At 55.1% G+C, this 14,503-nt stretch carries 12 protein-coding genes; 6 read left to right on the forward strand and 6 right to left on the reverse strand.

Translation table 11 applies throughout. The features are described 5' to 3' along the window. The first annotated feature begins 136 nt into the window (after positions 1-136). On the forward strand, positions 137-646 hold the full coding sequence (gene ompX, locus NNN71_RS19320; protein ID WP_271459127.1) for an outer membrane protein OmpX: 510 nt from the start codon (positions 137-139) through the stop codon (positions 644-646). Positions 647-722: 76 nt separating this feature from the next. Here the strand turns inward: ompX and NNN71_RS19325 are convergent, their stop codons facing one another. The 3 genes from NNN71_RS19325 to mntS form a co-directional block, all read right to left on the reverse strand. After that, a complete protein-coding gene (locus NNN71_RS19325; RefSeq protein WP_271459128.1) occupies positions 723-1,676 on the reverse strand; it encodes a nickel/cobalt transporter in 954 nt (317 codons plus the stop codon). A gap of 115 nt (positions 1,677-1,791) precedes the next feature. After that, entirely contained in the window at positions 1,792-3,372 is a 1,581-nt protein-coding gene (locus NNN71_RS19330) for a phosphoethanolamine transferase (RefSeq protein WP_065355586.1), read from the reverse strand. 256 nt (positions 3,373-3,628) lie between these two features. Next, complete coding sequence (gene mntS / locus NNN71_RS19335; RefSeq protein ID WP_065355587.1) at positions 3,629-3,754, reverse strand: manganase accumulation protein MntS; 126 nt, start codon at positions 3,752-3,754, stop codon at positions 3,629-3,631. Between the two features lie 181 nt (positions 3,755-3,935). Between mntS and mntR the strand changes: the two genes are divergently transcribed. The 4 genes from mntR (at position 3,936) to NNN71_RS19355 (ending at position 7,825) form a co-directional block, all read left to right on the forward strand. Next, complete coding sequence (gene mntR, locus NNN71_RS19340) at positions 3,936-4,409, forward strand: manganese-binding transcriptional regulator MntR (RefSeq protein ID WP_065355588.1); 474 nt, start codon at positions 3,936-3,938, stop codon at positions 4,407-4,409. Next, positions 4,406-5,524 (forward strand): anion transporter, encoded by a 1,119-nt coding sequence (locus NNN71_RS19345; protein ID WP_167576346.1) that lies wholly within the window; start codon positions 4,406-4,408, stop codon positions 5,522-5,524. The genes mntR and NNN71_RS19345 overlap by 4 nt, the downstream gene beginning before the upstream one ends. Positions 5,525-5,716: 192 nt before the next feature. Then, entirely contained in the window at positions 5,717-7,093 is a 1,377-nt protein-coding gene (locus tag NNN71_RS19350) for a glycoside hydrolase family 1 protein (RefSeq protein WP_167576345.1), read from the forward strand. A gap of 15 nt (positions 7,094-7,108) precedes the next feature. Next, entirely contained in the window at positions 7,109-7,825 is a 717-nt protein-coding gene (locus NNN71_RS19355) for a GntR family transcriptional regulator (RefSeq protein ID WP_271459129.1), read from the forward strand. Positions 7,826-7,871: 46 nt separating this feature from the next. On the opposite strand, the gene ldtB is transcribed toward NNN71_RS19355, so the two are convergent. Continuing rightward, complete coding sequence (gene ldtB / locus NNN71_RS19360; protein WP_163447123.1) at positions 7,872-8,792, reverse strand: L,D-transpeptidase; 921 nt, start codon at positions 8,790-8,792, stop codon at positions 7,872-7,874. Between the two features lie 218 nt (positions 8,793-9,010). Between ldtB and NNN71_RS19365 the strand changes: the two genes are divergently transcribed. After that, positions 9,011-10,603, forward strand: a complete 1,593-nt coding sequence (locus NNN71_RS19365) for an ABC-F family ATPase (RefSeq protein WP_271459130.1) — start codon at positions 9,011-9,013, stop codon at positions 10,601-10,603. 130 nt (positions 10,604-10,733) lie between these two features. Here NNN71_RS19365 and NNN71_RS19370 read toward each other — a convergent pair whose 3' ends face one another. After that, positions 10,734-13,100 carry a glycoside hydrolase family 31 protein gene (locus NNN71_RS19370; RefSeq protein WP_271459131.1) on the reverse strand — a complete coding sequence of 789 codons (2,367 nt, stop codon included), beginning with the start codon at positions 13,098-13,100 and terminating at the stop codon, positions 10,734-10,736. 14 nt (positions 13,101-13,114) lie between these two features. Further along, positions 13,115-14,416, reverse strand: coding sequence for an MFS transporter (locus NNN71_RS19375; RefSeq protein WP_167576341.1), 1,302 nt, complete (start codon positions 14,414-14,416; stop codon positions 13,115-13,117). Positions 14,417-14,503 lie beyond the last annotated feature (87 nt).

Genomic DNA, 14,503 nt, shown 5'->3' on the forward strand with positions numbered 1-14,503 from the left:
GAATGGCATAGGTCTTGGTGGAAAAGTTTTGTTACATCAAAGATGACCTTAGACATCATCAGTTCCAAAGAGTTTCTTAACAAATTTTGATATATTTAAAACTTACGGACTTATTAGAAGCACATTTGAGGTGGTTATGAAAAAAATTGCATGTCTTTCAGCACTGGCCGCTGTTCTGGCTATTTCCGCAGGTACTGCCGTAGCTGCAACCTCCACTGTTACCGGTGGTTACGCACAGAGTGATATGCAGGGCGTCGCTAACAAAGCTGGCGGCTTCAACCTGAAATATCGCTACGAAGCAGACAACAGCCCGCTGGGTGTGATCAGCTCCTTCACCTACACTGAAAAAAGTGACACCCAGAACGGCGTGTACACCAAAGGTCAGTACTACGGCATCACTGCTGGTCCTGCTTACCGCATCAACGACTGGGCTAGCATCTACGGTGTAGTCGGTGTTGGTTACGGTAAAGCACAGGGCAACCAGTTCCCGAACAATGACAGCACCAGCGACTACGGTTTCTCCTACGGTGCCGGTCTGCAGTTCAACCCGATCGAAAACGTAGCACTGGACGTATCTTACGAACAGTCTCGTATTCGTAGCGTTGACGTAGGTACCTGGATCGTAGGTGCAGGTTACCGCTTCTAATCACTTCGGTGATACAAAAAAGGGGTCTTGATGGCCCCTTTTTTAATGCCCTTTGTAAACCTATTTCCCGCCAGATTCAACAGCCCGCCGCAATGTAGTCACCGTTAGCGCTGATCGGGATGACCGTCAGATACAACACTATTGCGAAGACGATCAGCATCGCGCCGCCTGCGATTTTGACCGCCGGTATTACCCAGCGTGGTCCCGATACACCACCGAACATGGCTACCGTGCGTTCGCGCGCATAGCGCACCGCCAGTGATAACCCGAGAATCGACAGTGCCGTACCCAACGCCATCGTCATCACGGCGGCAATTCCCCACGTCACAATACCCAGCGCGTTCGCGAACATCAAAATCATGATGGCGCCGCTGCATGGTCGTGCGCCAATGGCCAGAATGACACCGAGCCGCGTTTTCCAGTCGCTTTCTGCAAGCAATGTACCTACGCCGTGTTGCCCACAGCCGCAGTTTTCGCCGTGTTGATGAAGCGGCTTAAGCGCAGAGATAGCCAACCTTCGTGGACGCAGGCTTCTCAGCGCTTGATAAATAATGAACAGTCCGAAGGCGCCAATCATCACCGCGCTGATTTTTTCGACATACCAGCGGCTGGTACTGAGATCGCCAGAGGCCAGGTTAAAACCTACCGCAAGGATAAAGACAAACAGAATCGCGCTGATGCCCTGCATCAGGCTGCCGATAAACGGCACCACGCGCGCGGCGAGCAGACTCTCTTTGTTGGTGCTCAGGTAGGTCGTGACGATGAATTTACCGTGCCCCGGGCCAATAGCGTGCAGCACGCCGTATAAGAAGGCACCCACCAGCAGCCATAGGCCACCGCTGTATTCGTGGTTGTTGAGCTGCAACAGATACATCACCAGATAACGGTGCAGGGTGATTTGCGTAGCCAGGCACCACTGGATAAAGGTGTTCCAGTGCGCGTGCAGCGTAAGTGCGCTGGCAAGCAGCAAAAGTAGCGTTAACCCAGCGGTGGGAAGGCGCCAGTCGCGCGCGAGACGTTGTGCGATCATCATTGAGCCTGAATCAGAAGGTCGTGAAGCAAGTATAGTAATGCAACGCCGGGGCGATTCGCTATCCGTTTACCGGCGTGAAAGGCAAACGGATAGCGACGGAGGAGGGGCGAAATTAGCTTTTGGGATCAAATAGATCGGTCTTCAGCGTATCGTAATCCACTTTTTGTAACTGGAAGTTGGTGATGTAGACCTTGCCGGCTTTTTGCGAGGAGATAAAGCGATACTTCGGCGTAATCTCTTTGGTTTGGATCCCGGTCCACTGCGAGAAGAAGCTCAGGAAATCGTTGGCGGAACGACGCGCCTTGATAATCTTGTGCGCTTTGTCATCGCTGGACAGCACCATAAACGGTACCTGGAAATTCTGCTGATATTTATCATCGTGCGCCAGATACTGTACCGCTTTGCCGCGCTCTTTGAACGCCAGCCCGTGATCGGAGAAGTAAACCAGCGAGAAGCTGTCGGTGTTACGTCGTAGCTGATCGTAAAGCTGGTTTAGCAGGCTGTCGGTTTGGGTCATGGTATAGAGATAGCATGACGTTTCCTTTGACTGCACGAACTGCGCATACTTGCCCTGGGTGCGGTCACAGGCCTGCGGATGCGAGCCCATAATATGCAGCACAATCAGCTGCGGCTGGCTACGCGTCGTCGACAGTACCTGAGCGGTCATTTTCAGCAGATCTTCATCGCGGGTATTTTTATCCGCTTCGAAGTCGCCGCTTTTCAGGAAGTGTGCTTCATCGGCGCGTTTGGCAATGCTGGCGATAGCCGTGTCGTACTCGCCAATCTGCCCCTGGTTGGAGAACCACCAGGTCTGGAAGCCGGCGCGGTTGGCGAGAGTCACGAAGTTATCCTGATACAGTGGTTTGCCGTCCACGACACGGTTCAACGTCAGCCCCAGCGATTTCTGCGTAGAGCCGCTGGCGGCAATATAATTAGTAAACAGATAGCCATTGACCGAGCTGGCGAACGGCGTGTTATCCCAGTGACCACCGAATGCGCCCAGCGCGTCGCGTCGCGCGCTTTCACCGATCACCACCACGTAAGTATGGTATTTCGGCTTCACGGCCACCACGTTCCAGGTGTCTTTCAGCCCGGAAAGCTGCGCCATGCGCTGCTGTTCGTCAATCACCTCGTTATTATTAACGATGATGTCTTTCACGAAGCGGAAGGCCGGATAGCCGCTATCTTTCAGCTTAAACCCCCAGCCATCAATCTTGTTTTGAATCGGCTGAACGAAGAACACGCCGATGCTGAATAGCAGACACAGCGTCTCTATCACGCCCCAGCGTTTTTTATCTGTGGCTTTACGGCGAACGGCAATCACGCCGAGCACGAAAATAAACAGGCCCACGAGGTAGCTATACCACGGGAAAATAGTGAAGATTTCCGTCGACTCTTCCACATTCGTGGAGTGCAGCGCCAGCAGCGTGTTGAAATTCGGCGCGCCATAGGCCTGACTGAAGGGGAAATAGAGCGCGGCCACGAGCGAATAAACCCCCAGCACCACCTTCTGCACTTTAGGCAGCGTGCGCCACAGCAGATGCAGCACGCAGGTAAATGCCACCGCGTACAGCAGGCTAAACGGGTAGCCCAGCGCCAGGTTTATCAGGATCGACTGTAAAAAATAAAGTCCCGTCCACGGGCTAACGGCCAGCCCACGTGCAGCAAGGGTTTCTTTCAGGGTTAGATTCATAGATTACAACTATCAAAACGCCATGTGCGTCCCCTGGCGTCAAGGGGTCTTTATTGGCCAGACGATGCGTGAAGAGGGGGATGCAAAGTACAGGGCTGCAAGAAGATAAAGCGAGCTTATTATTGGGTCAACTACTGATAACGAATTGTTTTGGGAGGGCGCTTACAAAACCAGAAAATAAACGCGGTTTTTGGGCGCAAACGGGTAGGTTGCCAGCACATGATGACAGCATGATGAAGCGGCGTCGCGACGCCGCTTAGCGGGACGGAGTGTCCTGTTTGGATTTGTTGTTGAACAGGTCGCACAGCATACCGATCAACATCAAGCGTACTTTAAAAGGAGAGTGGCTAAACACGCTGATACACCTCTTGAATTCGTTCATGGTTCCTCCTGCCTTCTGGCCCGTCAATCCGTGATGAGCGTTCGCATTACATACAGATATAGCACAGGCTATATTTTATAGCTATGGCTAAAACGTTAAATTTTTGTGCTTGGGTCACAATCCATTACAATGAGCGGACTTGATATGACGCGTTCAGGCGTCGCACAGATGAGGAAGCTTTATGGGCCGTCGCGCAGGTACGCCAATCACAAAAAAAGTGACGCAACTGGTTAACGTTGAAGAGCACGTGGAAGGGTTTCGCCAGGTGCGTGAAGCGCATCGCCGCGAGCTGATTGACGACTACGTTGAGCTGATTTCCGATTTGATTCGTGAAGTGGGTGAGGCGCGTCAGGTCGATATGGCAGCGCGTCTGGGCGTTTCTCAGCCAACGGTGGCGAAAATGCTGAAGCGTCTGGCTGGCGTTGGGCTGATCGAACAGATCCCCTGGCGCGGCGTATTTTTGACGCCGGAAGGGGAAAAGCTGGCTCAGGAGAGCCGTGAACGCCATCAGGTGGTCGAAAACTTTCTATTGGTACTTGGCGTCAGCGCGGATACCGCCCGTCGTGACGCTGAAGGTATTGAGCACCATGTTAGCGAAGAGACGCTGGACATGTTCCGTCAGTTTACCCTGAAGCACGGGCAATTCGTGGAATGAACCTTCCTTTTATACGCTCGCTGGCGCGCGACCGTTTTCTCCATTTGCTCATTCTCGTCGGCATCCTGCTGAGCTTTTTTGTTCCTTTCGCCCCCGCAAATTGGCCTGCGGCGATTGACTGGCACACCATCATTACGCTAAGCGGGCTAATGCTGCTAACCAAAGGGGTTGAGCAGAGCGGCTATTTTGATGTTCTGGGGCGAAAAATGGCGCGCCGTTTTGTCACCGAGCGTCAGCTGGCCCTCTTTATGGTGCTGGCGGCGGCGTTGCTTTCGACCTTTTTGACCAATGATGTGGCGCTGTTTATCGTCGTGCCGCTCACCCTGACGTTGAAAAAGTGGTGCGCGCTGCCGATTAACCGACTGATTATCTTCGAGGCGCTGGCGGTTAACGCCGGTTCGCTGCTTACGCCGATCGGCAATCCGCAAAACATTCTGCTGTGGGGGCGTTCGGGGCTGTCTTTCCCTGCGTTTACTCTGCAGATGTTGCCGCTGGCGCTGGCGATGATGGCCACCTTGCTGGTGCTGTGCTGGTGCTGCTTCCCGGCGAAAAAGTTGGTGTTTCAAAGCAGCGATCGCACACCTGAATGGCAGCCGCTGCTGGTGTGGAGTTGCCTGGCGTTTTATCTGATTTTCCTGACCGCGCTGGAGATGAAGCAAGAGTTGTGGGGGCTGGCAATTGTCGCAGCGGGCTTCCTGCTGCTTGCGCGTCGCGTGGTGCTCAGCGTCGATTGGGCGCTGCTGTTGGTCTTTATGGCGATGTTTATCGACGTGCATTTGTTGACTCAACTGCCGGTGTTGCAACACGCCCTCGGCGGCGTCAGTACGCTGTCCGGCGTGCCGCTGTGGTTAACGGCCATTGGCCTGTCGCAGGTGATTAGCAACGTGCCGTCAACTATCCTGCTGATTAACTATGTCCCGCCGTCGATGCTGCTGGCGTGGGCGGTGAACGTCGGCGGATTTGGCTTGCTGCCGGGGTCGTTGGCTAACCTGATTGCCCTGCGTATGGCCGCAGACCGACGTATCTGGTGGCGCTTCCACCTCTACTCGATCCCAATGCTGCTGTGGGCGGCGGCGGTAGGGTATGGGCTCTTCCTGCTCGTCAATCGCGTGTAGGCCTGATAAGCGCAGCGCCATGTACCATCGCCGGATGGCGGCGCTGCCTTATCCGGCCTACATCACCCATCCTCTGTGCCCACACTCTCACTCATCTCACAAAAAACGATCTTCAGGGTTGCGCACTTTTTCGACTTTGAGGTATATGACTAGTCATGAAATTTAAATGACTAGTCATATAGGAGTCGAATCATGAAACCATCACTGCCCGCCAACTTCCTGTGGGGGAATTCCGTCTCCAGCATGCAGACCGAAGGTGCCTGGAATGAAGGCGGCAAAGGGATGTCGGTATACGATATCCGCGAGCCAAAAGAGTTTGCTTCCGACTGGAAGGTCGCGACTGACTCCTACCATCGCTACGAAGAAGATTTTGATCTGATGAAAGATCTGGGGATGAACTGCTACCGTTTCCAGATCGCCTGGAGCCGCGTGTGCCCAACCGGTGATGGCGAGTTTAACGAAGAGGGCATCGCCTTCTACGATCGCTTTATCGATGCCCTGATTGCACGCGGCATTGAGCCTATGATCTGCCTGTACCACTTTGATATGCCGCTGGCGCTGGCGGAAAAATACAACGGCTTTACCGACCGCCGCGTGATGGAAGCCTTTATCCGCTACGGTAAAAAAGTGATCGACTGCTTCGGCGACAAGGTGACATGGTGGCTGACCTTTAACGAACAGAACCTCTACCATATGCCGGAAACGTTCCTGATTTCCGGCTATATGCGTGGCGAGAAAACCCTACGAGAGCTGTATGAAATTCAGCATCACGTGATGATGGCGCACGCGCATCTGACGAATTATCTGCATGAAACCAAACCGGGTAAATTGATGGGGGGCATGCTGGCGCACGCCCAGGTCTATCCGGCTACCTGCAAGCCGCGCGATGTGTTCTGTGCGCAGCAACTGGACGAATTCTTCAATCAGAATTTGCTGCGCGTCTTTGCGGGTGAGGGCTACAGCCCGGAAGTGATGCACTTCGTTAAGCAGTCCGGCTTTGATGATATTTATCGCGAGGAAGACCTGGCGGTGCTGGCGACCATGAAGAACGACTATATGGCCTTCAGCTACTACGCCAGCCGTACCCTCGACAGCGACCCTATCCCGGAAGGCACGCCGGTGAACAACTATATGCTGTTCGGCGACAAACCAAACCCGCACCTGAAGGCCACCGAATGGAACTGGCAGATAGATCCGCTCGGTTTTCGCAGTATCATTACCCGCTATTACAATGACTGGCGTCTGCCGGTGTTCCCGATTGAGAACGGTATTGGGGTGATAGAACACTGGGATGGAGAAAATCCGATCGCCGACGATTACCGCATCGCCTATCATCGCGATCATATTAACGCCATGAAAGAGGCGATTTTTGAAGATGGCGCGCAGGTCATTGGTTATCTGGGCTGGGGGCTCATTGATATTCTCAGCTCGCAGGGCGACATGCGTAAGCGTTATGGCGTGGTCTACGTCAATCGTGAAAACCACGATTTAAAAGACCTCAAACGTGTGCCGAAGAAAAGCTATGACTGGCTGAAACGGGCCATTCATAGCAATGGCGAAGAGATGTAACAACAGGAGCGGGTGATGGCAGCGAAGTACATCGCGATAGCGCGGGAAATTAAAAAACGGATTATCAGTGGGCAGTATCCCGCCGCTGAGCCATTGCCCGACCAGTTTGCGCTGGCCGCCGAATTTGGTACCAGCCGGATGACCATTCAGCAGGCGATGCGCCAGCTTATCGTTGAAGGGCTGGTTTATACCCGTCAGGGGCAGGGGACGTTTATTCGCAAGAACTTCCTCCAGCTCTCACAGTGGGATATTCACGGCAGCGACTACGCCGGGGCGACGGAAACCTGGGGACATCTGGGCAAGGTCGAAAGCCAGGTGATTCGCTTTGAGCTCCGTTTTCCCAGGGAGAAAGAGCAGGCATCGCTGCTGATTGACGCCGATTCACCGGTGTACGATTTTGTGCGCCTGCGTCTGCTGAACGGCGAGCCGCTGTCGCTGGATATTACGGTCATGCCGGTGTCGCTGGTGCCGGGGTTGAGTAAAGCACATCTCGAAAACTCGGTCTTTCGCTACGTGCAGGACAATCTTGGTCTGAAGATGATGGGGTCTTATCGCGTGGTGCGCGCGCTGAAGCCCAGCGAGCTGGATCAGCAGCATTTGAACTGTGACGCGAGTGACCCGATTCTGGAAGTGGAGCAGGTGATTTATCTGGATGACGGCACGCCGCTGGAGTATGCGCACTGCCACTATCGCTACGATCACGGGGGGATTGTGATCGTCAATAACGGATAAAAAAAGGGCGGGTGATTAACCCGCCCTTTTTGATCGTCTGGTTGACTTAGTTCAGACGAACCGGCATACCGGAACGGTTTTTCACCGCCTGGTCAACGATGCTCTGGTCAACGTCGGACTGGCTGGTCACCGCCTGTACCGCTTTGGTCAGGACAACCGGAACAGTTTCACCGCCTTCGAACTGCGCTTCAGTGGTAGACAGCGGGTTGTGTACTTCAATGAAGCGGCTGCCGTCTGGCTCCGTGGTCGCTTTAACCGGTTCATCGATAAACTGTACGCGGGTGCCGACCGGCACGTTCTCGAACAGGAATTTGATGTCTTCGTTACGCAGACGCACGCAACCGTGGCTCACGCGCAGGCCGATACCGAAGTTGGCATTGGTGCCGTGAATGGCATACAGACGACCAATATACAGAGCGTACAGACCCATCGGGTTGTCCGGGCCAGCCGGAACCACTGCCGGCAGCGGGTTGCCTGCTGCGGCATATTCAGCGTGCATTTTCGCCGTCGGCGTCCAGGTCGGGCCGGCTTTCTTACGTTCTACCTTGGTGGTCCAGTTGATTGGGGTATCTTTACCCAGCTGGCCGATACCGATTGGCAGCACGATCACCGTGTTGGTGCCTTTCGGGTAGTAGTACAGACGCATTTCCGCGCTGTTGATGATAATACCTTCATGCACGGTGTCCGGCAGGATCAGCTGCTGAGGAATATTCAGCACGCTGCCGCCTTTCGGCAGGTAGGTGTCGACGCCCGGGTTAGCCTCCAGGAGGTTGGAAAGCCCCATCTGGTACTGGGCGGCGAAGTATTCCAGCGGCTGTTTGTTATCGTCAGGAATCGTGATGACCTGATTCTGTCCGATAATACGGCTACCGTCGGTCGGCAGCGGATACGTCACCGCAGAGGCCGAATTGCAGAAACCTACGACAGCGAGCGCCGCAGCGAAAAGCGTTGTTAATTTCATGTTCATGTTGTGCGAGGTATCAGTGCCATTACGGCGGTTGTTTGAGAATTCAGACTGTTGGTTGCAGCGCATTATATGTGCATTCGATGCGACTGGGAATTCGGATGTGTACGAAATCACATTTTTTTCACTTGCGTTACAGTTTAGCCGTTGGCGAAGGCGGGCGCTTTTTATTCGCAAGTGTGGCATAATAGGGAGTTTGTCACATTCTTCAGGATACTCCCGTGTTAGTTACCAGCAACGTCACCATGCAGTTTGGCAGTAAGCCGCTGTTCGAAAATATCTCCGTCAAATTTGGCGGCGGCAACCGTTACGGCCTGATTGGCGCCAACGGGAGCGGTAAATCCACCTTTATGAAAATCCTCGGCGGCGACTTAGAGCCGACGCTGGGCAACGTGTCTCTCGATCCCAATGAGCGTATCGGTAAGCTGCGTCAGGATCAGTTCGCCTTTGAAGAGTTCACCGTACTTGATACGGTGATCATGGGCCACAGCGAGCTGTGGGAAGTGAAGCAAGAGCGCGACCGTATCTATAGTCTGGCTGAAATGAGCGAAGAAGACGGCTATAAAGTGGCCGATCTCGAAGTGCTCTACGGCGAAATGGACGGCTACTCCGCTGAAGCGCGCGCCGGTGAACTGCTGCTGGGTGTTGGCATTCCGCTTGATCAGCACTACGGCCCGATGAGCGAAGTTGCGCCGGGCTGGAAACTGCGTGTGCTGTTGGCGCAGGCGCTGTTCTCTAATCCGGACATCCTGCTGCTCGATGAACCGACGAACAACCTGGACATCGACACCATTCGCTGGCTGGAGCAGACGCTGAACGAACGCGACAGCACCATGATCATCATCTCGCATGACCGTCACTTCCTGAACATGGTTTGTACTCACATGGCGGATCTTGACTATGGCGAGCTGCGCGTCTACGCCGGTAACTACGACGAGTACATGACAGCAGCTACCCAGGCTCGTGAACGTCTGCTGGCCGACAACGCCAAGAAGAAAGCGCAAATTGCCGACCTGCAATCCTTCGTCAGCCGCTTTAGCGCCAACGCCTCTAAATCACGCCAGGCGACTTCCCGCGCCCGTCAGATTGACAAGATCAAGCTCGACGAAGTGAAGGCATCCAGCCGTCAGAACCCGTTCATCCGCTTCGAGCAGGATAAGAAACTGTTCCGTAATGCGCTGGAAGTGGAAGCGCTGGCCAAAGGTTTTGAAAACGGCCCGCTGTTTAAAAACTTCAACCTGATGATGGAAGTTGGCGAGAAGATTGCCATCATCGGCGCCAACGGCGTGGGTAAATCCACCATGCTGAAAACCCTGGTCGGTGAACTGACGCCGGATCACGGCACCGTGAAATGGTCCGAAAATGCCAGCATCGGTTACTACGCGCAGGATCACGCCGAAGATTTCGACAACGACCTGAGCGTGTTCGACTGGATGAGCCAGTGGAAGCAGGAAGGCGATGACGAGCAGGTAGTGCGCGGTTTCCTTGGCCGTCTGCTGTTCAGCCAGGACGATATCAAGAAGCCGGCGAAGGTACTTTCCGGTGGTGAGAAGGGCCGTATGCTGTTTGGTAAGCTGATGATGCAGAAACCGAACATTCTGGTGATGGATGAACCTACCAACCACCTGGATATGGAATCGATCGAATCACTGAACATGGCGCTGGAAATGTATCAGGGTACCCTGATCTTCGTTTCTCACGACCGTGAGTTCGTGAGCTCGCTGGCGACTCGCGTGATTGAGATTACGCCGGAACGCGTGGTGGACTTCAGCGGTAACTACGAAGATTACCTGCGTAGCAAAGGGGTGGAGTAATTTCCTTCACTCTGGCCCTCTCCCAAAGGGAGAGGGAACCGTTAGGTGCAAATTAAAACACCTTGCTCCTGCAAGCCGCACAATGCGGTTTGCTCCCTCTCCCCTGTGGGGAGAGGGTCGGGGTGAGGGGTTATCCTCGTACCCACTCGCTTTTCTCTTCGCCGTTAATCAACAGCTGACGTTTTTCTCCTTCTGGCAGCGTCACTTTCAACGCTTCCCATGCCGGGCGATAATCGCCGCGTGCGTTCACCTTCAGGTCAATCTTACTGGCGGTGCAGACCATCTCCCACTCCAGCCACAGCGCGTTACCTTCTTTGTAGCCCCACGACTCGCCGTCATCCTCAAACAGCAGGCCCGAAGAGCGGCCGATTCCTTTAACCGGGAACAGCTTCAGCTCACGCGAGGTATCTTCTTCTGCTTTCACGTAGGTAATACGTTCGCTCAGCGGTAGGCCTGCGCCCGCACGCACCAGCAGCGGCAGTTTCTCCAGCGGCGCATCGACGACAATCGACTGTCCGCCGCTGTACCACGCGCCGGTGTAGAAATCGTACCAGCCGGTTTCGTTGTCCGGCAGCCAGACGCGGCGTTCGCGCTCGCCGGCTTCCACCACGCTGGCGACCAGAATATCGCGGCCCAGCAGGAAGTCATCGCACTCTTCAAACGTCTGCGCATCGTGTTCGTGATCAAGGAAAGTCGGACGCAGCATCGGCTCGTCGTCGGCATGCGCCTGCCATAGCAGCGTGTAGAGATACGGCAGCAGACGGTAGCGCAGCTCAATCGCGCTGCGAATCGCCGGGGTCACGCCAGGATACATCCAGGGTTCGTTCACCGTGTGGTCGTCGTTCCATGAGTGGATGGTAAAGCGCGGATGCATTACACCGTTCTGTACCCAGCGGACAAACAGCTCCGGGTCCGGTTTGTCGCCGGAGAAGCCGCCGACATCATGGCCCAGGTTGTACAGACCGGACAGGCTCATCCCCAGCCCCATGCGGATGTTGTAGCGCAGCGTGTCCCAGTTAGTGCGGTTATCGCCGCTCCAGGTCTGCACGTAGCGCTGCATCCCGGCGCAGCCGGAACGGGAGATCAGATACGGGCGCTTGTTCGGCGCAAAGCGCTCCTGCGCTTCCATTGATGCGCGGATCATCAGCAGCGGCATCACCGGGCGAATATGCTTAATCGCAATCTCATCGCCAAAGCCGTGACAGCGCGCTTCACCGTCCCATACTTCAAACTCGTTGTTATCGTTCCAGGTGGAATCGATACCCATCTCCAGCAGCTGTGTAGTGACGCCCTCCTGCCACCAGGCCACGGTTTGCGGATTGGTAAAATCGAGGTGCGAACCTTCATCGTCCCAGAAGCTGGAACGCTCCGGACCGTCGCTTTCCGAGTCGCGAATAAACAGCGCTTTCTCCGCCACCTCGTTGTAACGCGGGTGATCCTGCAACAAGCATGGCTTGATGTTAGCCGCCAGATGTAGACCGGCATCATGGAACGCCTGGCTCATGACCTTTGGCTGCGGCACTTTGTCGTAGTTCCAGTTGAAGACGTAGCGCTTGCCGTTAATGGAGGTATAGCCGGAAGAGAGCTGGAACGAATCGCATGGGATAGCATGCTCGTCGCACAGACGAATAAAGTTCATCAGCTGATTTTGCGCGTCCGGCGCGTCGGTGTAGTGCATGGTCGAGCCGCTGTAGCCCAGGCTCCATTTCGGCCCGAACAGCGTTTTACCGGTCAGGCGTACGAAGGCTTTGGTGACATCCAGCACGCGCTCGCCGGTAAACAGGTAGTAATCGATATCACCGGCTTCTGCCTGCCAGCGGCGATAAGCGGTGTGGTAGTTGTCGATCTCGTTGCCTAAATCCAGCCAGCAGCTGCTGAGGTTGTCGTAAAACAGCCCGAAGCTGATGTCATCACGGCGGGTAATGGTGAACGGAATGTGTTTGTACAGCGGGTCAGTGCTGGCCGCGTTGTAGCCCATCGCATCCAGGTTACGCATCTCGTAGCGCTTGCCGTTACGCTGCAAATCACCGGCTTTATCCCCCAGGCCATAAAAACGCTCGTCCTTACGGCGGCTCTGGTAGTGCGCCACGCCATCGCCGTGGGCATTCACCAGATAGGCGCTGGTCGGACGATCATTGACCAGCGGCTGCCACTCGCCTTCGGCGTTGCGGTAGTGCCACTCCAGCCACAGCGGCTGGTGGACGGTGACGCGCAGCGACTGAGTGGCGATAATCACGCTATCGTCCTGTTGGTTTAGCGTCCAGGCAGGCAGGCTAAAACCGCTGAGATCTTCACGGCTGCGGCCCTCCCAGGGGACGTCCTGCTCGGGGGCGATACTCCAGGTGCGGTCCAGCGCCAGTTCGCCTTTGCGTTTCAACAGTACGCGGAACAGATTCTCCTCCAGCACATACAGACACAGCGTGTGCTGGCCGTCGACCAGCAGCTCGACGTGGTGGGAAGACTGTTTTTGTAGAGTCCAGTTTTTCAGCGTTTTCATATTTACATCCACTATCAGGCGCGTTTCGCGCGGCGTTCAGCAATAAATGCGACCAGGAAGACGGCGCCAATCAGGTCAAAGAAACCCATGGCGACAAACAGCGGGTTGAAACCGATTTTGTCGGCAGTCACCCCAATAATCAGTGAGAACAGGAAGCTCGCAATCCATGCGGCGGAACCACGCATGCCGTTAACGGTCGCCATCTGGCCTTTATCGAACGATTCAACAACCAGTGCGCTCAGCATGCAGGAGATGATCTGGTGGCCAAAGCCGCCAATCGACATCAGCACCACGGCGATGATCGGATCTTTCGTCACCGCCACGACGGCAAGCGACACCATCAGGAATGCCCCGGTGACGGAACTGGCCACGGTCGAGTTGACGCGTGAGCAGCCGAACAGGCGTACATAGAGGCGGGTTAAATAGCCGCTCGCGACGCTGCCGAGGTCGGCGGCCAGGAAGGGCAGCCAGGCGAACAGGGCGATCTGCTTGAGATCCATGTTGTACTGCTTGGCAAAATAGAGCGGCATCCAGAAGCTAAACACGGCCCATGCCGGTTCCGCCATAAAGGCCGGGATAGCGATACCGTAGAAGCGTTTGTTTTTGCCCACGGTTTTCAGCGCGGTCAGGAATGGCAGCTTCACCGGCGGCGCTTCGTTGTCCTGACGGATATAGTCCAGCTCGGCTTTGCCCAGGTTCGGGTGTTTATCCGGGTTGTGGTAGAACGCCCACCACAGTACGACCCATGCGAGGGCCAGAATACCGGTAAACATGAACGCGCCCTGCCAGCCAAAAGAGGCGTGGGCAAAATAGATGATTGGCGGTGCCAGCATCGCGCCAATCGAGAAACCTACGCCAGCCCAACCCGCTGCGACCGGGCGTTCCGATTTCGGGAACCACTCACCGATGGTTTTGGCGTTGGCCGGGGTAGCCGCCGCTTCCGCGCCGCCCATAAAGAAGCGCAGCAGCGCCAGATGCAGCCAGTTACCGGCACCGGCGTGCAGTAAACAGGCCAGTGCCCACAGGCTGGCGCAGATCATAAAGCCCAGCTTCAGGCCAATAACGTCAATCAGCCAGCCGCACAATGGCTGGAAGAGGGTATAGGCGATCTGGAAAGCGCCGACGATCCAGGAATATTGCTCAGTAGTGATCCCGAGGCTGTCTTTCAGCTCTGGCGCCAGGATCCCCAGCGAGTTACGGGTGATGTAGTTGACGGTGACGCCGAGTAAAAAAAGCACCAGCATCCACCAGCGCAGATTTTTGACAACGCGGCGAGTTTTGCTGGTTGTTATTTCATTATTGATGCCCTGACTCATAGGGATCTCCACAGGATGATGTCAGAAACGGTGGGCAACTACGTGGGGAGTTGTCACACCACTTTTGGTAAAATTTTGATATTTATC

Origin of the sequence: Kluyvera sp. Awk 3, from assembly GCF_028069715.1 — a bacterium.
Lineage (GTDB): Bacteria > Pseudomonadota > Gammaproteobacteria > Enterobacterales > Enterobacteriaceae > Kluyvera > Kluyvera georgiana_A.

Coding starts and splice junctions, on each gene's coding strand:
- ompX (WP_271459127.1), top strand. CDS start 137: ATGAAAAAAATTGCATGTCTTTCAGCACTGGCCGCTGTTCTGGCTATT.
- NNN71_RS19325 (WP_271459128.1), bottom strand. CDS start 1,676: ATGATCGCACAACGTCTCGCGCGCGACTGGCGCCTTCCCACCGCTGGG.
- NNN71_RS19330 (WP_065355586.1), bottom strand. CDS start 3,372: ATGAATCTAACCCTGAAAGAAACCCTTGCTGCACGTGGGCTGGCCGTT.
- mntS (WP_065355587.1), bottom strand. CDS start 3,754: ATGAACGAATTCAAGAGGTGTATCAGCGTGTTTAGCCACTCTCCTTTT.
- mntR (WP_065355588.1), top strand. CDS start 3,936: ATGGGCCGTCGCGCAGGTACGCCAATCACAAAAAAAGTGACGCAACTG.
- NNN71_RS19345 (WP_167576346.1), top strand. CDS start 4,406: ATGAACCTTCCTTTTATACGCTCGCTGGCGCGCGACCGTTTTCTCCAT.
- NNN71_RS19350 (WP_167576345.1), top strand. CDS start 5,717: ATGAAACCATCACTGCCCGCCAACTTCCTGTGGGGGAATTCCGTCTCC.
- NNN71_RS19355 (WP_271459129.1), top strand. CDS start 7,109: ATGGCAGCGAAGTACATCGCGATAGCGCGGGAAATTAAAAAACGGATT.
- ldtB (WP_163447123.1), bottom strand. CDS start 8,792: ATGAACATGAAATTAACAACGCTTTTCGCTGCGGCGCTCGCTGTCGTA.
- NNN71_RS19370 (WP_271459131.1), bottom strand. CDS start 13,100: ATGAAAACGCTGAAAAACTGGACTCTACAAAAACAGTCTTCCCACCAC.
- NNN71_RS19375 (WP_167576341.1), bottom strand. CDS start 14,416: ATGAGTCAGGGCATCAATAATGAAATAACAACCAGCAAAACTCGCCGC.